The 20,601-nt window shown below is 66.1% G+C and carries 17 protein-coding genes and 1 tRNA gene; 10 read left to right on the top strand and 8 right to left on the bottom strand.

Annotated features, from left to right (window positions below; translation table 11 throughout):
* Positions 1-6 precede the first annotated feature (6 nt).
* From ABE434_RS03100 to ABE434_RS03080, 5 genes are all read left to right on the top strand, one after another.
* Positions 7-681: a hypothetical protein gene (locus ABE434_RS03100; RefSeq protein WP_346477787.1), complete on the top strand. Its 675-nt coding sequence runs from the start codon at positions 7-9 to the stop codon at positions 679-681.
* Positions 682-898: 217 nt separating this feature from the next.
* The gene (locus tag ABE434_RS03095; RefSeq protein ID WP_346477786.1) at positions 899-1,042 is read left to right on the top strand and encodes a hypothetical protein; all 144 of its coding nucleotides are present in this window, start codon (positions 899-901) and stop codon (positions 1,040-1,042) included.
* A 56-nt stretch (positions 1,043-1,098) separates the two neighbouring features.
* Positions 1,099-1,174, top strand: a tRNA-Ile gene (locus tag ABE434_RS03090).
* Between the two features lie 173 nt (positions 1,175-1,347).
* A complete protein-coding gene (locus ABE434_RS03085; protein WP_346477785.1) occupies positions 1,348-2,115 on the top strand; it encodes a hypothetical protein in 768 nt (255 codons plus the stop codon).
* A gap of 133 nt (positions 2,116-2,248) precedes the next feature.
* Complete coding sequence (locus tag ABE434_RS03080) at positions 2,249-3,403, top strand: serine hydrolase domain-containing protein (protein ID WP_346477784.1); 1,155 nt, start codon at positions 2,249-2,251, stop codon at positions 3,401-3,403.
* 38 nt (positions 3,404-3,441) lie between these two features.
* Here ABE434_RS03080 and ABE434_RS03075 read toward each other — a convergent pair whose 3' ends face one another.
* The 6 genes from ABE434_RS03075 to ABE434_RS03050 all read right to left on the bottom strand — a co-directional run bounded on the left by ABE434_RS03075 (position 3,442) and on the right by ABE434_RS03050 (position 9,690).
* Positions 3,442-4,689, bottom strand: coding sequence for an arsenic transporter (locus ABE434_RS03075; protein ID WP_346477783.1), 1,248 nt, complete (start codon positions 4,687-4,689; stop codon positions 3,442-3,444).
* A 132-nt stretch (positions 4,690-4,821) separates the two neighbouring features.
* Entirely contained in the window at positions 4,822-6,471 is a 1,650-nt protein-coding gene (locus ABE434_RS03070; RefSeq protein ID WP_346477782.1) for a phosphoethanolamine--lipid A transferase, read from the bottom strand.
* An 86-nt stretch (positions 6,472-6,557) separates the two neighbouring features.
* Entirely contained in the window at positions 6,558-6,950 is a 393-nt protein-coding gene (locus ABE434_RS03065; protein ID WP_346477781.1) for a diacylglycerol kinase, read from the bottom strand.
* 106 nt (positions 6,951-7,056) lie between these two features.
* Positions 7,057-8,301: a HAMP domain-containing sensor histidine kinase gene (locus ABE434_RS03060; RefSeq protein ID WP_346477780.1), complete on the bottom strand. Its 1,245-nt coding sequence runs from the start codon at positions 8,299-8,301 to the stop codon at positions 7,057-7,059.
* 25 nt (positions 8,302-8,326) lie between these two features.
* Positions 8,327-9,022 (bottom strand): response regulator transcription factor, encoded by a 696-nt coding sequence (locus ABE434_RS03055; protein WP_346477779.1) that lies wholly within the window; start codon positions 9,020-9,022, stop codon positions 8,327-8,329.
* Between the two features lie 104 nt (positions 9,023-9,126).
* Positions 9,127-9,690 carry a hypothetical protein gene (locus ABE434_RS03050; RefSeq protein WP_346477778.1) on the bottom strand — a complete coding sequence of 188 codons (564 nt, stop codon included), beginning with the start codon at positions 9,688-9,690 and terminating at the stop codon, positions 9,127-9,129.
* Between the two features lie 171 nt (positions 9,691-9,861).
* Here ABE434_RS03050 and ABE434_RS03045 point away from each other — a divergent pair, with 171 nt between their 5' ends.
* Positions 9,862-10,956 (top strand): DUF5694 domain-containing protein, encoded by a 1,095-nt coding sequence (locus ABE434_RS03045; RefSeq protein ID WP_346477777.1) that lies wholly within the window; start codon positions 9,862-9,864, stop codon positions 10,954-10,956.
* Here the strand turns inward: ABE434_RS03045 and ABE434_RS03040 are convergent.
* A complete protein-coding gene (locus tag ABE434_RS03040) occupies positions 10,953-12,353 on the bottom strand; it encodes a PLP-dependent aminotransferase family protein (RefSeq protein ID WP_346477776.1) in 1,401 nt (466 codons plus the stop codon). The two genes, ABE434_RS03045 and ABE434_RS03040, sit on opposite strands and share 4 nt — an antisense overlap.
* A 114-nt stretch (positions 12,354-12,467) precedes the next feature.
* Between ABE434_RS03040 and ABE434_RS03035 the strand changes: the two genes are divergently transcribed.
* From ABE434_RS03035 to arcD, 4 genes are all read left to right on the top strand, one after another.
* Positions 12,468-13,331: a DMT family transporter gene (locus tag ABE434_RS03035; RefSeq protein ID WP_346477775.1), complete on the top strand. Its 864-nt coding sequence runs from the start codon at positions 12,468-12,470 to the stop codon at positions 13,329-13,331.
* 240 nt (positions 13,332-13,571) lie between these two features.
* Positions 13,572-15,038, top strand: coding sequence for a SulP family inorganic anion transporter (locus ABE434_RS03030; protein ID WP_346477774.1), 1,467 nt, complete (start codon positions 13,572-13,574; stop codon positions 15,036-15,038).
* A 330-nt stretch (positions 15,039-15,368) separates the two neighbouring features.
* Positions 15,369-17,963 carry a methyl-accepting chemotaxis protein gene (locus tag ABE434_RS03025; RefSeq protein ID WP_346477773.1) on the top strand — a complete coding sequence of 865 codons (2,595 nt, stop codon included), beginning with the start codon at positions 15,369-15,371 and terminating at the stop codon, positions 17,961-17,963.
* 107 nt (positions 17,964-18,070) lie between these two features.
* Positions 18,071-19,495, top strand: coding sequence for an arginine-ornithine antiporter (gene arcD / locus ABE434_RS03020; protein WP_346477772.1), 1,425 nt, complete (start codon positions 18,071-18,073; stop codon positions 19,493-19,495).
* An 18-nt stretch (positions 19,496-19,513) separates the two neighbouring features.
* Here arcD and arsB read toward each other — a convergent pair whose 3' ends face one another.
* The gene (arsB, locus tag ABE434_RS03015; RefSeq protein WP_346477771.1) at positions 19,514-20,581 is read right to left on the bottom strand and encodes an ACR3 family arsenite efflux transporter; all 1,068 of its coding nucleotides are present in this window, start codon (positions 20,579-20,581) and stop codon (positions 19,514-19,516) included.
* Positions 20,582-20,601 lie beyond the last annotated feature (20 nt).

Genomic DNA, 20,601 nt, shown 5'->3' with positions numbered 1-20,601 from the left:
ATGACGATGAAAAAAGGCTTGCTTGTCCTTGCCCTGTGCCCCTTCGCCGCGCTGGCCGCCGAGCCCCAGCAGCCTGCCTGCAACGCAGCTGATTTCTTCCAGACCCAGCCCGACCTCGCAATCGGCCGGGTCGTGGATGCCGGCAATGTGGCACTGGTGGGTGAGCGGCCCGGCTGCCTGGACAATCCGCAGGACAGCTGCCACAGCGGCGATGAGGTCGAACCGGGCAGCAGCCTGGTGATCGGCAGCCGCTGGAACGACTACTACTGCGTGCAGGTCCTGCCACCCGGCAAAGAGGTGGTGGGCTGGGCGCCGGAACAGCGCGTCATGAAGACCGGTCACATGGCCGACACCGACTTCAGCAGCTGGCTGGGGCAGTGGGACGGCAGTGCCGGGCGCGTGCTGGAAATCCAGGCCGAGGGCGACACGCTGCATCTGCGCATGCTGCCATCGGGTGGGAAAGGCGAGGGCACGCTGATCGGCAGCGCCGAGCCGGTGGGCGATGAGCTGTTCCTGGGCGAGGAGCCGTGCTCAGTGCGGGCCTCGCTGCAGGGGACGAAGCTGGTGCTCACCGACAACGGGGAGTGCGCGATCGGCGGCGCCAGCCCGGGTGGTGTGTATTCGAGCCGGGCGGCGGCGCAGCGGATGGAGCGGTTGTTCGAGGGGTTGGGGGAACGCTAGGCTAAGCGAGCAGTTTCGTTGCGCGTTTCGTAACTTAATTACTCGATCTTCCCACGCCGATGATTTTCAAGCTCGATATGAATCAACGCGTTATCGATGCTGGCCGACGTCGGGAGGCTTGAGGGTGCCGGATCGATTCGTCACTTAATTCGCCCCGAAAACGCTACCCGACGCAGCCTTTGGGTCGATTGCGACGCGCAAACTTCAGTGGTGCCTAGTGCACCCGCACTGGGCAGCGCCGCTGGCAGTGGACTACTGGCAGCGTATGGCGGGTTCGGCGCTGCTGCGCTCGGGCGTGCTGCGTGAGCTGGCTGCGGAGAATGCGCGTCGGGTGCAGGAGATGGGGCGGCGGTTCGGCTGATGTGAGGGTTGCAGTGGAAAGCGCCTGCGGGCCTCCACTACACTGTGCGGCCGCAAGGGCCTATAGCTCAACGGTTAGAGCAGAGGACTCATAATCCTTTGGTTCCAGGTTCGAATCCTGGTGGGCCCACCAACACAATCAAGTATTTACCTCGATTGTATTGGTGGTGATGCAGCAGCGGTCAGCACTTGGTGCCCGTTTGGTGGCCGCTCGAATCCCCTCCTGGATGAGAACGTCAACCTCATCGCTTACGGGACCCGCGAAACCCCCACAGTCGATTGCAGCCTCACAGAAGGGTGACCGACATGAAAAGCAGAGTGGCCGCATTGGCCCTTGCGTGCATTGCTGCACCGGTAGTTGCACAAACGGTCGTGCAGCAGCAGCCCGCTGAAGCGCTACAACGTGACTTGGCAGCTTGGACTCACTCACTGGCCGGACAGCAGGCTACCGAGAGCAGAACAGCCGCTGCCAATCGAGCACCAGCGGTGCAAGGTCAAGTAGAGATCATTTCGCTGGCTGAGTTGGACGCCCCGGCGTCCATCAAAGAAAATATGGTTGAAGGGATCAAGAAAAGAAGTCGTGGAACGTTGGATGTTGCGGCTGGCACGATCCCTTCAACGTCTGAGGTGATAGCAGGCCTGAGTCCTGTGCGAAGAAGCGATTCGGAGCTCAAGCGCCGCCTGTCCTATGCGCCCGCAGATATCTCGCGGACCCCCATTGGCGCGGCAGAGTTGCTCAGCACCGAGCCGAATGGAACCATGAGTGGTGATCGCTCCACGGGCGTGTCGCGTGTTTATCGGGTCCCCAACGTTGGCCTGGTCATCCTGTCCGAGGACGATTACCTGGCCTCAGGGACGAAGCACACCCTGATTCGGGAAACCCTGAATACCCAGGTCAACGGTGTCCCGGCCAGGTCTTACGCGGCCCGATCCAAGGACGGCAAAGGCAAGGCGGAGCTGCGCTGGATCACGTCGAATAGAGCTTATTTATTGACGTTGCTCAGTGACGATGGCGCACACATTGAGGAAGGCGAGCAGATGCTCATGCAGATCGCCAAGGGAATAGCGGGATAGTGTGAATCGCGTGGGTACCTCCCTCCCATGACTTCCGCCACTCCAGCCTGACTACAACTGTAGTTACGCTGTCTCCGTTTCCGGAGGAATGCCCATGCGCTTGAAATCGTGGTGGATGGCACTGAGCTGCCTGGTGTGCTGCAACGCGTTCGCTGCCAGCGGTGGGTTGGCGGATGCCCTGGCCAATCTGAAGGCCAACGCGGCGATGTCGCGCTCCGATGCGCTGCTGATACAGCGCGATGGAAAGACGCTGCTCGAGACCCGCAGCTCTGCTGCAGTGCAGCCGATCGAACTGATGTCGGCGACCAAGTCGGTCGTGGCACTGTCCATCGGGCTGTTGCTGCACAGCGGCGCGCTGGAATCGCTGGATCAGCCGGTGAGCGCGATCTATCCAGAGTGGGCACAGGGGCGCAAGCGCGACATCACGGTGCGGATGCTGCTCAATCACACCTCCGGCCTGCAGAATGTTCCCAACGCAGGCATCGAACTGGAAGGTGCACCGGATCTGGTCAAGCTTGCATTGGCGGCTGAACTCTCAACGGATCCCGGGTCGACGTTCTCCTACAACAACAAGGCGACCAACCTCCTCGCCGGGATCGTCGAGCGCGTCTCGGGGAAGACGATGGATCGCGTCGTCGAGAGTGGCCTGTTCCAGCCACTGGGCATCACGGACTACACGTGGCGCAAGGATGACGCAGGCACACCGATCGGCATGGCGGGGTTGGCACTCTCCGCCGCCGACCTGGCCAAGCTGGGCCGGTTGATCCTGGACAAGGGTGTCGCGCCGGACGGGCGGCGGCTGCTGGGAGAAGCGTTCGTCGCTGAACTCGTTGCCGAAAGCGCCCGCTCGAAGGAGGTGGGGCTGCTGTGGTGGAGAATTCCTGCCTGGGAGCGGTTTACGCTGAAGCCGGACGCGGCATCGGTTCTATCGCGCAATGGCGTCGATGCGGGCGTGGCGGCCGGGCTGTTGAAGGCGGGTACTCGCAGGTTTGCCAGCAAGGGCGAGCTGTTCGCGTTTTTCGGGGAAAGCCTCGGGCCCAAGTGGGCTGACGCGTACGGCCGCGAGATCACCAGCCGAGGCATCAAGCTCACGGACCTGTTCGATCAGGTGCGCGGGCCGGTCGCCGCTTACGCTGCGATGGGCTACATGGGCCAGTATCTGGTCGTGGTGCCAGAGACCTCCCTGGTCGGCGTCCGCCAGATCGCGCGCAAGGAGGGCCACGATTTCGCCGTGGACGACTACGCAACGTTTGCCGCCGACCTGCTGGCCTTGTCCAAGGCACTGTAAAACGTTTGAGCGCTTCTCCCTGCAGGCGCGGCGTGCGCTTACAGCAACAGCAGTGCAGCGATCAGGGCGGGCGGCATCACCAGGATGCCGAGGCGCAGGAAGCTCAGCGGACTGACGTGCTCGCCTTCGCGTCGAAGGGCGACCAGCCAGAGCATGGTCGCGAGCGACCCGGTCACCGACAGGTTCGGGCCCAGGTCGACACCAATCAACAGCGCGGCTCTGACCTGCGCCGGCACGTCCGCCATCTGGCCCACCGAGCCGGCCACCAGGCCGATCGGCAGGTTGTTGGCCAGGTTGCTCAGTACGGCCGCCGCGACGCCCGCCGCCCAGCCCGCCTCGGTGGGCGATTTTCGCGCCAGATCCTCGAGTGCCTGGGCGGCCATCTGGATCACGCCCGTCTGTGCCACGGCTTCCACCAGGACGAACAGTCCGGCGACCAGCGGCAGCACGCCCCAGGACACATGCCGCAGCATCGGCAGCGGGCTGCGGCGCTGACGCAGGCAGATGAGCGCCAGCGTGGCCGCGCCGGCGCAGAACGTGGTGAGCCCAAGCGGTCCCTTCATTGCCGAGGTGACCAGCAGGACGCTGCCGGTAACGCCGACCCCGATCGCGCACAGGCGTCCCCCCTCGGACAAGGTGGGCTGCTGCGCCAGTGCGACCAGCGGTCGGGCGATCTGGCGCCGATGGGCCAGGCGCAGCACCAGGTACGTCATGCCGATCGCGGCCAGCGAGGGCAGCGTGAACTGCCGCAGCCACTCTGGCAGGGAGGGCATGTGGCTGCCGAAGACGACCAGGTTGGCCGGATTGGAAATGGGCAGCACGAAGCTGGCGGCATTGGCGACGAACGCGCAGACGAACAGGTAGGGCAGCGGATCGGCGCGGGCCGCCTTGCAGGCGGCATACACCGCCGGCGTCAGCACGACCGCCGTGGCGTCATTGGAGAGGAAGATCGTCACCACCGTGCCGACCAGGAACACCAGGTCGAACAGGCGGCGCCCCGAGCCCTTGGCGTGACCCACCGCATACGCGGCCAGCCAGTCGAACAGTCCTTCCTGCCGCGCCAGTTCGGCCAGGACCATCATGCCGATCAGGAACAGGTAGACATCGGTTCCCTCCGCCACCGCGGCGATGGCGGTGCCGAACGGCACCAGGCCGGCGACCGTCAGCAGCGCGGCCGTGCCCAGTGCCCACGCATACTCCGGCACCCGCCAGGGGCGAAAGAGGATGCCGCAGGTGGCAACGGCGGTTGCCATCCAGATGATCATGGACGTGGTGGAAATCTGCATCGATTGCTCAGCGGGTGCTCAGGGGCCGGCGTCGGAGGGCATTGTGGTTGAACGAGCGGCCACGGCGCGAGGCGGACGGGGAAAGCCGCATCATAACCAGCGGACTGTGCATGAGGCGGCGGGCCCGCGGATTCAGGCGCGGCACGCGGCAAACAGGTCCAGATCACGCTGGTAGACCTGGCTGCGGATATCGAACAGCCCCAGCAGGGAGTGGTAAACGTTGTCGTGACTGTACGCCGTGCCCTCGGCACGGTTTCGCAGGCAGGCGAGGTTGAGGTTTGCATGGTGCGCAAACGCGGGCGAGAACCACATCAACATCGGGACGCGGGTCTGCTCCTGAGGCGCAATGAGGTACGGCGTGCCGTGCAGGTACATGCCGCGCTCGCCGAGCGACTCGCCATGATCGGAGACGTAGATCATGGCCACGTCCCACTGCTCGGCATAGCCCTGCAGCAGGTCAATGGTCCTGCCCAGCATGCGGTCGGTGTAGACCAGCGTGTTGTCGTACGTATTGGTCAGCGCCGCGTTGGTGCACTTCTGGATCTGGTTGCTGTCGCAGGTTGGCGTGAAAACGTTGCCGTCGGCAGGGTAACGCTCGAAGTAGGTTGGGCCGTGGCTGCCCAGCTGGTGGAGCACGATCAGGCCGTCCCCCTGCATGGCGTCGATGCGCGCGTCCAGCTGATGCAGCAGCACTTCGTCGTAGCAGGTGCCGTCCTTGTTGACACACTGCCCGGCCACCTTGAAGGCCGGCATGTCGTCGGTGGGCGCGCGCGCGCACACGCCTTTGCAGCCGCCATTGTTGTTGTTGCGCCAGAGGATGTTCACACCGGTGCGCCTCAGGATATCCAGGAGATTCTCTTCCGTCGCCGCACGTACGTCATCGTACTGGGTGCGTGTCATTCTGGAGAACATGCACGGCAGGGAGATGGCCGTGGCCGTGCCGCACGACGAGACGTTCTTGAAGGCGATGATGTCGCTGCGCTTTGACAGCACGGGATTGGTGGCGCGCGGGTAGCCGTTGAGCTGGAAGTTCTGCGCACGCGCGGTTTCGCCCACCACGGCAATCACCAGCCTGGGACGCCTGTCCGTGCTCGTCGGCGGACGGGTGGCGTCCTCGGCGACGGGCTGCAGCGGTCGTGATACTGCGATGTACTTCCGCTTGAGATAGCCGTTGGCATGGCGCACGAAGTTGACCGGCAGAACCTGGTCCCTGAGCTCGCGGTTGTTGCGCAGCAGGGAGGCATAGTCCTTGTAGAACAGCATGGAGATCACGGCCAGGATCGCCAGGGTCGCGAGCAGGTTGATCAGCATCCAGGAGGCGGTCTGCAGCACGCACCCGCTGCGGATGCGCAGCGACATCATCGCGGCGGCTGGCAGCACGCCCAGAAGCACGATGGTGAGCAGCAGGGGAACGGAGAAATAAGACCCGAGCTCGGCCTGGTTGGTCTCGAAGACGTTCTGCACCATGCTGCGGTCGATCAGGACGTTGTAGTGCAGCATGAAGTAGGTGCTTGCGGCGCTGATGATCACCAGCAGCGCCAGCAACGGCTTGCGCAGGTAGGGCAGCGCAAGCACCGGCATGAGCAGCAGGTTGAACAGGCAGAAGAAGAAGACCGGCAGGCTCAGGAAGAACAGCGCGCCGCGCACGCTGTCGAACTCGGTATGCCTCCACAGCGCCTGCCACAGGGCAACGTTGCCGACCGTGGTGAAGAACAGTGCGACTATCCATGTCAGCTGCACCGGGTTGAGTCGCACGAACATAAGACGCTGAAACACGCGCATTCTTCCAATGAATGAAAAGTGCGCGCAGTATCAGAATGTGTTTATCAGGAAGTTGTCAGGTGCACTGCCTGGTGCTTTTCCGCGCTCTATCTGAGCAGGATGACCGCCCATACGGCGCCCACCATCAACAGCGCCGTGGCTTGCGCGGTGCTGCCCATGTCCTTCGCATTCTTTGACAGGGGGTGAAGTTCAAGCGAGATGCGATCAACAACGGCTTCAATGGCGGAGTTGAGCAGTTCCACGATCAGGCTGATGAAGCTGACGGCCAACATCAGCGCCCGCTCCACCGGGCTGACGTCGAGCACAAACGTGCCTCCCATCAGAACGCCATGCAGAACCAGCAGCTGTCGAAAAGCGGCTTCGCCTCGCACGGTCGCGATGAAGCCGTCCCGCGAGTGGATCACGGTGTGGACAATCCGGTTGAATCCGGTCCTGCCGTGGCGATACTTGCCGGCTCCCTCCGGGTCTGACCAGTGCATCTGCATCTCCTGCGTGGATTGATGGGTGCACAGGATGGGAGGGGCGGCGTCAGGAAGCTGTCAGGAGCGGGCGCGAAGGCGCCTGGTTGCCGAAGCCGGGGCGCGCCTAGGGTTGCTGGTCATGCGTGCCGGACATGTCCAGCGTAAAGCTGCAACCGTTCTCCGAACTCTCCACGGCCATGCGCCAGCCCAGGTGGTCCACGATCCGTTGCACGATCGACAGGCCAAGCCCTTCCCCGCTCTGGCGCAGGCTGGGCGTGAAGCGCTGGAACTGCTGGGGATCCATGCTGGGTGGCAGGCCTGGACCGGTGTCGACGATGGACAGCGTGGCGTCCCGCACGGCGATGCGGATTTCGCCCTTGTCGGTGTATTGGCAGGCGTTGCGCAGCAGGTTCCAGAGCACGCTGCGCGCCAGCTCGGCGTTGGTGTGGATGCAGGGGTCCTGCGCTGCATCCAGCAGCAGGACGACCGGCTTGCCCGCCAGCCAGGGCTGGCAGCGCGACATGCATTCCTCGATCAACGGGCGCAGCGGGACGTCTTCCTTGGCAAGGCGCTGTGGGTCACGCGAGAGCAGTAACAGGCAGGACAGCTGGCGCTGCATTTCCTGCGTGGTCCGGACGATCCGCTCGCCGCTCGCTCGCAGGGGGCTGTCCTCGGGCAGCTGGTGAACGATGGTCTCGGCCGCGCCGGAAATGATGGCCAGGGGCGTGCGCAGTTCATGGCTCGCATCCCCCACGAAGCATCGTTCACGCTGCAGGTACTGCTCCGCCTCGTCGCTGTGCTGGGCGAAGGCGCGCGCCAGGACCCCGATCTCGTCGCGCGCCTCCTGGAAGGGAAACGGCGTCTGCCCGCGCTGCACCGCATCGGCCAGCCGGGTGATGGGGGCGATGACGCGCGCTGCCGTCAATCGCCCGATCCAGAACGCGCAGAAAATGCACAACAGCATGACCACGAGCGCATAGCCATCGATCACGTGCTCCAGATACTGGTACCGCTCGGCATCCTGGCGGAGGTAATAGCGTTGCCCGCCGAGGTCGAACACCAGCAGATGCCAGACGCCGGGCGGGTCGGCGCTGTAATAGCCCGGTGTATACGGGCGCAGGGCATCGGGCACGTTTCGCGCATCAAAAAGTTCACTGCCCGCAGACAGCGCCGGCGGCGTGCCATCGGCAAGGTCGGCCTGCAGGCGATCCATCTCGTCGTGCAGGCTTCTCGAAATGACGTAGGCCCTGAGCTCGTCATAATCCAACTGCTCGGCGGCGACCACGAAGCCCATGACGGCCACCATCAGCAGGACGAACGACACGGTGATACGTGTTCTGAGCGTCATCTGGCGGTAGATCGCGTTCATGACGGCAACTGCACTCCTCGGGTCGTCATTCCGGGACAGACGTCGTTGGCGCACTCAGGCGCCATCCGATGCCGTGCACCGTCTCGATGAGCGGATACGTGAAGCTCTTGTCCGCATGCTGCCGAAGCTCGTGGATATGCGTCCGCAACGCACCGCTTTCCGGTGGATGGTCGCCCCACAGCAGGTATTCCATTTCCTGCTTCCTGACCACGCCGGGCGCGGCCCGCATCAGGCACAGCAACAGCTTGTGGGTGCTGGGGGTCAGCGTAATGGTCTGGCCCTGCCGCCACGCCTGCGGTGCACGGGTGTCCACCCGCAGGTCCTGCCAGGTCAGCGTGCCTTGGACGCTGCGGCCCTGGGCACGGCGCACCAGCGCCTGGATGCGTGCATCGAGTTCTATCAATGAGAACGGTTTGACGAGGTAATCGTCCGCGCCCAGTGCAAAGCCCTGCACGCGGTCATCCACCGGATCGCGCGCGGTCAGCATGATCACCGGTACGGGATTCTGGAATTCCTGACGAAGTTTGTGGCAGAGCGTCATGCCGTCCAGCCGCGGCAGCATCAGATCCAGCAGGATCGCGTCGTAGTCATTCCCGGTCGCCAAGCGCAGGCCCGCAGCGCCATCGCGTGCATCGTCGAGCACATAGCCCAGCGGCTCCAGGAATGCGTACAGGTTGGCCACCAACTCGGGGTTGTCCTCGATGATGAGCAGGCGTGTCATGGTGCAGTCGGATCTGGGGGCATGGGGGAACTGTGCGGGATCGCCGTAGTGTTGCCAAGCACCCCGGTCAGGCAGGTGTGCCCGGACTACAACGGGCGCATGGCTTAGCTCAGCAGTGACGGCGCCTGGTCGATCCGCCACGCGCCATTCAACGCCAGCACCACCGCGAACTTCCCGCACAGCAGTACCTCGGCTTCATTGGTGTCGCGTATGTGGCGGTCAGCGCCCGGCAGCATCAGCACCTCCACCTCGCCGATGAAGTCGTGCCGCTCGTGATGCCGGGCGCGCACCATCACGCGATACGGTCCACGCACCGTGCGCACTACCGGGCGGGTGCCTGCGGCCTGTGCCGCCTTGACCAGATCAATCACGTTCCCGCGTGGCATGCGCCAGCTGATCCGCTCGGGTTGGCCGAACCACACCAGCGCCTTCACCTCGCGGGTGTGCAGGGCGCGCGTGGGGGGCGTGCGGCGCAATGCCCCCGCCGCCCTTTCGCTGCGCAGGGCGATCCACACCATGTTGCCCACCACGAACAGCAGGCCGGCCAGCAGGTACACGAATACCAACCCGAACCACGGTGAACTGTTGGGGATGCCAAACAGCATGGCGAAGAAGACGAGCAGCATCACCCACCTGATCCACTCGCTTTTGCTGCTTTCGTCCGACATGCCTGGCTTCCTTGAGGTATCCCCGCCGCACACACCGGGCGCGCAATTCTGCCACCGTCTGGACAGCATCGTGTGTCGCGATCAGTCCGATCGGCCCCCTGCCATCCGGCACGCGGCCGCTGATCCGCTGGCTGATAGAAAGGCGCCAACGGAATTCACAGGTGGTGATGCATGAAGCAGCTCCTGATGTCGACCAGCATGATGCTGATGGTGCCTATCTGCGCCCACGCGCAGACCGCGCTGGCGGATATGGACAAGGACATGGTCGGCCCTCGTACCGAAATTCTCGTGCTGGGCAGTGTGCACCTGGGCGAGTACAAGGATTTCGACCGCGCATCGCTCGACCCCGTATTGGACAGGCTGGCGGCATTCAAACCGGATTACATTACGATCGAGGCGCTCAGCGGAGAGCAGTGCGATCTGGCAGCGCGTCACCCGGCGGTGTACGGCGAGGATTTCTGCGCGAGCACGGACGCGGCGAAGATGGCCACCGGGCTCGATGTGCCTTCCGCAATCGTTGAGGTCAACAACCAATTGAAGGTCTGGCCAGCCACGCCCACGCCCGCGCACCGCCGCAGGTTGGCTGCCGTGTTCCTGGCCGCGGGTGAGCGGGCGTCGGCCTATGTGCAATGGTTGCAGTTGCCCCATGCCGAGCAGCACCCCGGTGACGGATTGGACGAGTCTCTGGTCGAGATGCTGCATCAGCTCGGCGCGCGCAACAACGAGGATTATCAGGTTGCCGCCCGCCTGGCGGCCCGACTCGGGCATCAGCGCGTGTATCCGGTCGATGACCACGCCGGCGGCACGCATCAGATTCCGGATCGCGCGGCCTTTGGAAAGGCGGTGCAGGATGCATGGAGCGCGGATCGATCGCGCCTGCAGCCGGTCATTGACGAGCAGAAGCGCCTCGTCACCGAAAAGGACATGCTATCGCTGTACCGCCTCACCAATGCGCCACGGACACAGGCGCTGATGGCCGAGTCCAACGTGCGTCCGGCGCTGGCCGCCGTGTCCGTGCAGCACTATCCGCAGATGTGGGTGCAAGGGTGGGAGATCCGAAATCTACGGATGGTCGCCAACGTGCTGGATGTGGTTCGCCTCCACCCGGGCTCCCGCGTCCTCTCCATTGTCGGCGCGTCGCACAAGCCCTGGCTCGATGGTTGGCTGGGGCAGGTCTCGGGCGTGGATATCGTGGATACGCAGGCGGTGCTCGGTGGGGAGAGGGCGCCGATGGCGGCACCCGACGCGCAGCGTCAGACCCGTTAGTCGGCGTCCGCGTGTGAGGCGGTCATTGCCTTCGCGAGTACCTCGAACACCCGCGCATCCTGCGCCTGCGCGGCGTTGAAGCGCAGGAAGCTTGCTGCGCGCAACGACGGGCTGAAGGCATTGCCGGGTGCCAGCATCACGCCGTCGGCAAGACAGCGGCGGGCGATGCTGGCGGCATCCATGCCGTCGGGCAGGTGGCACCACAGCAGCATGCCGGCCTGCGGTACCGTCCATGGCGTGATGCCCAGGGGCGCCAGCCGCGCCAGCGTGAGTTCACGTGCCGCGGTCAGCCGCACGCGCACGGTCTCCAGATGGCGCCGATAGCCGCTGTCGGTCAGTGCGGCGTGCAGGATGTCGGCGGCCAGGCGCCCGCCGCCGAAGCTGGTGGCGATCTTCAGGTCGGCCAGGCCTTCGATCCAGTCGCGGCGCGCGGCGATGTACCCGCAGCGCACCGACGCGGACAGCGTCTTGGAAAAGCTGCCCACCTGGATCACCCGCGACAGCCCATCGAACGCGGCCAGCCGCGGTGCGGGCGTGTGCTCGAAATCAGCGAACAGGTCGTCCTCGACGATGACCAGGTCGCTGCTGTCGGCCAGAGAGAGCAGCCGGTGTGCGGTGGCCGGCGAGAGCGTGGCGCCGGTCGGGTTGTGGATGCCGGAATTGGTGATGTACAGGCGGGGCGCATGCGCCTGCAGCGCCGCGGCAAAGGCGTCCACATCCGGGCCGTTCGGCGTGTACGGCACGCCGATCACCTGTACGCGGTGCGCCTTGAGCAGGGCCAGGAAATTGAAGTAGCACGGGTCGTCGATGAGCACGGTATCGCCGGGCTCGAGCAGGAAACGGCAGATCAGGTCAACCGCATGCGAGCCCGATTCGGTGAGCATGATCTGCTCGGGCGCCACCTCGACCGCGTGCCCGGCCAAGCGGCGGGACAGAAGTTGCCGCAGCGGCGGCAGGCCCAGTGGCGATGCGTAATCGGCCAGTGCGGTGCTGCTCGCGCGGGCGGCACTGCGCAGGCCACGGCGGATCCCCTCGACATACATCCAGTCGCTGGGCAGCCAGCCGCTGCCGGGCTTGAGCACGCCGGCCTCGTGATCCAGTGATTGCCGCGCCAGCCACAACGGGTCGACCTGGCGATCGCGTGGCGGTCCCATCTCGGCCAGTGCCAGTGGCGCGACCGGGCCGGCCGCATAGAAGCCGGAGCCGGGCCGCGCCTGGATCAGCCCTTCGGCCGCCAACCGCTCATAGGCTTCGACCACGGTGGACACAGACACCTGCAGTGTCTTGGCCTGTGCGCGCACCGAGGGCAGTCGCGCGCCGGGCAGCCAGCTGCGGTCGTTGAGGCGTGCACGCACGCTGGTCATGACCGCCTCGATGCGGGTGGTGGGGAGAGTCATCGGGGTATCCGTACGGGTCGTTCGGCCATAACAGTTACGGCAAAGTGTACTGGACTGTACATGGAGTGGCGGCCCGCCGCCGTGGTCCACTGGCCGCCCTTCAAGGATGTCGACATGGACAACGCAACCCGCGGCTGGATCAACGGTTTCATCGGTGTGGTGATCTTCGCCGGCTCGCTGCCGGCCACGCGGATCGCGGTACTGCAGCTGGACCCCCTCTTTCTGACCGCCGCCCGGGCGAGCATCGCGGCGTTGCTTGGCGGAATGGTGCTGCTCGCCCTGCGCCAGCCGCGGCCCACGCGCGCATCACTGGGGCCGTTGCTGATGGTCGCCCTCGGGGTGGTCGTGGGATTCCCCCTGCTCACCGCATTGGCCCTGCAGCACGTGTCTTCGGCCCACTCGATCGTGTTCCTCGGGCTGCTGCCGCTGAGCACCGCGCTGTTTGGTGTACTGCGCGGCGGTGAGCGGATGCGTCCGGCGTTCTGGTTGTTCTCGCTGCTCGGCAGTGCCGCGGTGGTGGGCTACGCGCTGTCGACCGGGCTCGCCGCCTCGCTGCAGGGCGACCTGTTGATGCTGGCGGCGGTGCTGGTCTGTGGGCTGGGCTATGCCGAAGGTGCGCGCCTGTCGCGCACGCTGGGAGGCTGGCAGGTGATCAGCTGGGCCTTGCTGCTGTCCTTGCCGCTGATGCTGCCGCTGCTGGCCTTGCGCTGGCCGCCTTCGCTGGCGGCGGTGGATGCGCCGGCGTGGTGTGCCCTGGCCTATGTGGCGGTCTTCAGCATGTTGATCGGCTTCATGTTCTGGTACCGCGGGCTCGCCCAGGGCGGTATCGCCGCGGTCGGCCAGCTGCAGCTGTTGCAGCCGCTCTTCGGCCTGGCGCTGGCGGCCGTGCTGCTGCATGAAACCGTGAGCTGGGCGATGCTGGTCGTCACGGTGTGCGCGGTGACCTGCGTGGCCGGCGCGCGGCACTTCGCGCGCTGACCCGAACCGCTGATGCCGCTGATCGTCGGGCGTTCGGTGATGATCATGGACCCGACGCGTTTGAGGGCATCGGGGGACTGCGCTATCCTGCGCGCCGCTTCCGCTGCCCCGGCAGGACCCTTGTGATGACGCCACCCTGATACCGCGTTGATGACGCGCCGGCCAGTGCGCTGGCTCAGGGAGTGCCTTGTCCTCATCACACAACGCGCCGTGCGCATCGCCGGTGCGTGGAGTCTGTCCATGTCTGTGTCCTATCCGCTGCGCCAGCAATGGCTTGGCAATATCCGCGGTGATCTGCTGTCCGGCGCCGTCGTGGCCCTCGCGCTGATTCCCGAGGCGATCGCCTTCTCCATCATCGCCGGGGTCGACCCCAAGGTCGGCCTGTACGCGTCGTTCTGCATCGCGGTGGTCACCGCCATCGCCGGTGGACGGCCGGGCATGATTTCCGCGGCCACCGGCGCGATGGCGCTGGTGATGGTCGACCTGGTCCGCGATCACGGCCTGCAGTACCTGCTGGCCGCCACGATCCTGGCCGGGCTGCTGCAGATCGTCGCGGGCGCGCTGAAACTCGGCGCCCTGATGCGCTTCGTCTCGCGCTCGGTGATCACCGGCTTCGTCAACGCGCTGGCGATCCTGATCTTCCTGGCGCAGCTGCCCGAACTGATCGGGATGCCCTGGACGGTGTATGCCGTGTGCGCGGCGGGCCTGGCGATCATCTACCTGCTGCCACTGGTGACCCGGGCGGTGCCCTCGCCGCTGGTGGCGATCGTGGTGCTCACCGCGCTGTCGATCTGGCTCGGGCTGGACATCCGCACCGTCGGCGACATGGGCGCGCTGCCCGACAGCCTGCCCACCTTCCTGCTGCCGGACGTGCCGCTCACCTGGGAGACCCTGCGCATCCTGCTGCCGGTCTCGGCCACGCTGGCGGTGGTGGGTCTGCTGGAGTCGATGATGACCGCGCAGATCGTGGAGGACATGACCGACACGCCCAGCCAGCGCAACCGTGAGTGCGCCGGGCAGGGCCTGGCCAACATCACCGCGGGGCTGTTCGGCGGCATGGGCGGCTGCGCGATGATCGGGCAGTCGGTGATCAACGTGTCCTCCGGCGGTCGCGGGCGGCTGTCGTGCCTGGTGGCCGGCGTGCTGTTGCTGCTGCTGGTGGTGTACGGCGCGGACTGGGTCCGGCAGATCCCGATGGCCGCGCTGGTCGCGGTGATGATCATGGTCAGCATCGGCACCTTCCACTGGCGCTCGTTCGCCGAGTTCCGGCTGCACCCGAAAAGCTCCTCGGTGGTGATGCTGGGTACGGTGATCGTCACCGTCGCCACGCATGACCTGGCCAAGGGCGTGCTCACCGGGGTGCTGCTGTCGGCCCTGTTCTTCGCCCGCAAGGTGGGCCGGATGCTGGACATCCAGGATGCCGTGACCGCCGACGGCACGCGTGTCTACACGGTGAGTGGCCAGGTGTTCTTCGCCTCGGCCGGGCAGTTCGCCGCGGCGTTCGATCTGCTGCACGTGCCCGAGCGCGTGGAGATCGATCTGACCCATGCGCACTTTTGGGATCTCAGTGCGGTCGGTGCGCTGGAGCGGTTGACCGGCAAGCTGCGCGCGCGCGGGGCCCACGTGGAGGTGATCGGACTCAATGCGGCCAGCCAGACGCTGGTGGAGCGGCTGGGGCGTGGCGAGCGCGGCGCGGGCGTTCACTGAACACGGTCAGGAAGCCGCGCTAAACATCGCGCCCATGACGCCGTTATCCAGCTGAGTCCCTTCTCTGGGCCGGCGCCGTCACGGTGCGGGCAGGCGGCATCTCCACAGGGCAGGGCGGTGGCACCGTGGCGTACGACGCGGTGACCCCCAGCACAGGACCAGCGCAGCCGGGAGTGGCGGCGGGCTGCCTGTGCCGATCCGACGTTGCATCGATTCCTGCTGGCCGCGCCGTGATGACACCGCGCGCGTGCCGGCCCGCAATGGACTGCGTGTTTCCGTGGCGGCGCGTGACTGCGTCCGCCGGTATGCCCTTTTTCCGGAACCGCCCCCATGCCCGTGTCCCGCCCCACCGCGTCCAAGCGCCCCGGCAGCATCGCCAACCGACTGATGCTGGGTACCGCGTTGATCGCCATGCTCTGCTTCGGTGTCACCGCCGCCATCAGCTACCGCGAAGCCAGTGCCTCGCTGGTCGACGCTTCACGCCACACCATGCAGAGCGAGGCCCAGGCCGAAGCGCTGCGGGTGAGCGGTGATCTGTCCAGCGCCTTCGCCACCAGCCAGGCGCTCGCGCAGAACCTGCTGGTCCAGCGCGCCGCGGGCACGCTCTCCCGGGCGACGGTGGCCGCGGTCATCCGCCAGCAGGTGCAGGTGCACCCGGAATGGGTGGGCTTCGGCACGTTGTGGGAGCCGGAGGCTTTCGATGGCAAGGATGCCGAGTTCGTCGGTGCCGAGGCGCACGACGACACCGGCCGGTTCATGAGCTACTGGGCCTGGCACGAGGGGGCCCCGATGCAGGATGCGCTCAAGGGGTACGACGTGCCCGGCGATGGCGACTGGTACCTCAAGCCGAAGGCGCTCAAGCGGCAGACGGTGGCCGAACCCTACACCTACGAGATCGCCGGGCAGAAGGTACTGATGACCACGCTGTCCACCCCGGTGGTCGACGATGGCACGTTCCTCGGCGTAGTGACGGTGGACTTTGCGCTGGCTGCCCTGCAGAAGCACCTGGCCGCATTGCGCCCGATGGGCGAAGGCCACGTTGAACTGATCTCGCCCGGCGGCATCGTGCTGGCCGCGAAGGATCCGAACGAGATCGGCAAGCGTCGCGAGGATGCGCTGACCACGCAGGTGCTGGCGGCAGTGAAGGCCGACAAGACCTTCGACGCCTTCGAACCGGATGCCGCGGGCGATGTGAAAACCTATGTGCCGCTGCGCATCGGCGGCAGCGAAGAGCACTTCGCACTCGGCGTGATCGTGCCGCATGCGCTGATCACCGAAAAGGCACGCGCGCTGCTGTGGATCATCCTCGCCGTGGGCCTGGGTGCGGCACTGGTGCTCAGTGGCAGCGTGTACGTGTTGCTGCGCCGGCAGGCGATCCGCCCGCTGGCCGACGCTGTCCGTCTCTCGGCCGACGTGGCCGAGGGCCGTCTGGATACGCCGCTGCCGCCGGCGCGCAACGATGAGGTGGGCCGCCTGCTGGAATCGATGCAGCGCATGCGCGGCCAGCTGCGCGCGGTGATGGCCGCACAGGGCGAGATGGCCCAGCGCCACGAGGCGGGCGAGCTGAGCTACCGCATGGACGCGCAGGCCTTCCCGGGCGAGTACGGCAAGATGGTGGAGGAGACCAACCAGCTGGTCGGGGCCAACATCGCGGTGACCCGCCGCCTGGTCGAGGTGATGCAGCGCTATGCGGTCGGTGACCTGAGCCCGGACATGGATCGCCTGCCCGGCGAACAGGCGGCCTTCACCGCCGCGATGGACACCACCAAGGCCAACCTGCGTGCGATCAACACCCAGATCGGGGAGTTGGCCGGTGCGGCGGCGGTGGGCGATTTCAGCCAGCGTGGCGACGTGGTGCGTTTCGACCACGACTTCCGTGCGATGGTCGAGAACCTCAACACGATGATGCAGGTCAGCGATGACAATCTGCAGCAGATCTCCGCGCTGCTGCGCGCGATCGCGGCGGGCGACCTCACCGCGCGCATGCAGGGCGATTTCCATGGCGTGTTCGCGCGGATGCGGGACGATGCCAATACCACCGTGGCCCAGCTGACCGACATCGTCGGCCGCATCCAGCAGGCGACCGGCAGCATCAATCTGGCCGCCGGCGAGATCGCCGCGGGCAACAGCGATCTGTCGCGCCGTACCGAACAGCAGGCGGCCAGCCTGGAAGAGACCGCGGCGTCGATGGAGGAGCTCACCTCCACCGTGCGCCAGAACGCGGACCATGCGGTGCAGGCGAACCAGCTCGCGGCCGGCGCGGCCGACGTGGCCTCGCAGGGCGGCGTGGTGGTCGGCCAGGTCGTGACCACGATGGCCGGCATCGAGGCCTCGTCCAAGCGCATCGCCGAGATCATCTCGGTGATCGACGGAATTGCGTTCCAGACCAACATCCTGGCTTTGAATGCCGCCGTCGAAGCGGCGCGCGCCGGCGAACAGGGCCGCGGCTTCGCGGTGGTGGCCACGGAAGTGCGCGCGCTGGCGCAGCGCTCGGCGGGAGCGGCCAAGGAGATCAAGACCCTGATCGACGACTCGGTCACCCAGGTCAGCGCGGGCTCGGCGCTGGTGCACACCGCCGGCCGCACCATGGAAGAGATCGTCACCGGCGTGCGCCGGGTCAACGACATCATGGCCGAGATCTCGGCGGCCTCGAAGGAACAGTCCGCCGGCATCGAGCAGGTCAACCAGACCATCACCCAGATGGACGAGACCACGCAGCAGAATGCGGCACTGGTCGAGGAAGCCACGGCTGCGGCGCGCGCGATGGAAGAGCAGGCGCAGCAGCTGGGTACTGCCGTGGCGATCTTCCGTCTGCAGTCCAGTGCGGGCACGACCAGTGCATCGGCACGCCGCGCCGCGCCGGCGCGCAACACAGCGCGGATGCCGGCAGCGGCCGTAGCCGGGGACGACTGGCAGACCTTCTGATCCATCCCGGCGTGCCGCATGCAGCGGCACGCCGGGACGCCTGGTTCACCGGATGCTCACCGCCTGCGTTGGTAATCGGCGCTATCCTGTCCGGGCATGGTGAGCACATGACCTCTCGTTCCGACCGGCTCGGCCTGACCGCGTTGACCGCGCTGGTGGTCGGCTCGATGATCGGGGCCGGCATCTTTTCGTTGCCGCAGAACATCGCGCGCAGTGCAGGGCCGGGCGTGGCGCTGATCGGCTGGACGATCAGCGGCCTGGGGATGCTGATGCTGGCGTTCGTGTTCCAGAACCTGGCCAACCGCAAGCCCGAGCTGGACACCGGCATCTATGCGTACGCACGTGCCGGGTTCGGGGACTACATCGGCTTCTCGGCTGCCTGGGGCTACTGGGTCTGTTCGCTGCTCGGCAATGTCAGCTACTTCGTGCTGATCTTCAGCGGACTGGGCTACTTCGTGCCGGCCTTCGGCGAAGGCAATACGTGGCAGGCGGTGGCGTGCGCGTCCGTGCTGCTGTGGGCGATGCACGCGATGATCCTGCGTGGCATCCGCCAGGCCGCGCTGGTCAATGCGGTCGTCACCGTCGCCAAGATCGTGCCGATCGTGGTGTTCCTGATCATCGCCGCGGTGGGCTTCAAGGCGGATATCTTCACCGCGCAGTTCTGGGGCACGGTGGAACTGGGCAGCGTCGGCGAGCAACTGCGCGGCATGATGCTGATCACGGTCTGGGTGTTCATCGGCATCGAGGGCGCCAGCATCTATTCGCGACGCGCGGCCAAGCGTTCGGATGTCGGGCGCGCGACCATCATCGGGTTCCTGTGCGTGCTTGCGCTGTTGATGCTGGTCAATCTGCTGTCGATGGGCGTGCTGCGCCAGGAAGCACTGGCACAGGCGCGCAACCCGTCCATGGCGTTCGTGCTGGAGGCCATTGTCGGCCCCTGGGGTGCCACGCTGATCATCATCGGCATGATCGTCTCGGTGCTGGGGGCCTTGCTGGCCTGGGTGCTGCTGTGCGCCGAAGTGCTGTACGCCGCGGCGGGGGATGGCACGATGCCGGCCTTCCTCGGGCACGAGAACGCGCGCCAGGTCCCGGCCAATGCGCTGTGGCTCACCAACGGGCTGATCCAGCTGTTCCTGGTCATTACCCTGTTCAGTGCCGGCACCTATACCAGCCTGGTGCTGCTGGGCGCATCGATGAGCCTGGTGCCGTATCTGTTCTCGGCCGGTTACGGCGCCCTGCTGGCGCTGCGCGGGGAGACCTATGCAGGGCAGCCCGGGCTGCGCGCCCGCGATCTGCTGGTGGCCGGGCTGGCAACGGTCTACGCGCTGTGGCTGGTCTATGCCGGCGGACTGTCCCAGGTGCTGTTGTCGGTATTGCTGTACGCGCCGGGCATCGCCATGTTCGTGGTTGCCAAGCACGGCCATGGGCAGCGGATATTCACCCGGGCGGAGCAGGTGATCGTGGCGGTTGTGATCGTCGTTGCCGGCTGGGCGGCGTGGGGTCTGTACCAGGGCCATCTGCACCTGGCATGAGCGCCACGCGATGGGGAATCACGTTGACCGCACGTCCGGGCTCGCCGGAAACCCGCGACGTCCCAGCCGCAGCGCCAGATGCACGAGCACGATCAGCACCGGCACTTCCACCAGCGGCCCGATCACAGCGGCGAAGGCGACCGGCGAACCCAGCCCGAAGGCGGCGATGGCCACCGCAATGGCCAGCTCGAAATTGTTGCCGGTGGCGGTGAATGCAATCGCGGTGGTGCGTGGGTAGTCGCGTGCGATCCAGCGGCCCATGAAGAAGCTCGGCAGGAACTGCACGAAGAAGTAGATCGTCAGCGGGATGGCGATCCGCACCGCGTCGAGCGGAATGCGCACGATGTCACCGCCCTTTAGGCTGAACATCGCCACGATGGTGAACAGCAGCGCGATCAGCGTGATCGGGCTGATGGCCGGCAGGAAGCGCATTTCGTACCACGCGGCACCCCGCAGTTTCAGCAGCCAGCGGCGCCCGAGATAGCCCGCCGCGAACGGAATGCCCAGATACACCAGCACCGCGCCGGCGATGGTCCACGTGCTGACATCGATCACGCTGCGCTGCAGCCCGAACAGCGGCGGCAGCACGGTCAGGAACACCCACGCATAGACGCTGAAGAACGCGATCTGGAACAGCGAATTGAACGCGACCAGCCCGGCCACGTACTGGTTGTCGCCGCGCGCCAACTGGTTCCAGACCAGCACCATGGCGATGCACCGGGCCAGGCCGATCAGGATCAGTCCGGTCATGTACTCCGGCCGGTCGTGCAGGAACAGCGCGGCCAGCGCGAACATCAACACCGGTCCCACCACCCAGTTCTGCAGCAGCGACAACGCCAGCACGCGCTTGTCGGCGAAGACACCGGGCAATGCCTCGTACTTCACCTTGGCCAGGGGCGGGTACATCATCAGGATCAGGCCCGCGGCGATCGGCAGGTTGGTGCCGCCGATCGTCATGGCATCCAGCGCGGCGGGCAGGCCGTCGAACAGGGTGCCCAGGGCCACGCCGAGCGCCATCGCCGCGAAGATCCACAGGGTCAGCCAACGGTCCAAGAAGGACAGGCGGGAAGGGGAGGACGTCGTCATTGCCACGGGCCCGGTCACGG

It is taken from the genome of Stenotrophomonas sp. TWI1183 (assembly GCF_039673115.1).
Classification (GTDB): Bacteria; Pseudomonadota; Gammaproteobacteria; order Xanthomonadales; family Xanthomonadaceae; genus Stenotrophomonas; species Stenotrophomonas maltophilia_AA.
Note: the sequence above shows the minus strand (reverse complement) of the source record. Positions and strands in the feature narration are given on the sequence as shown.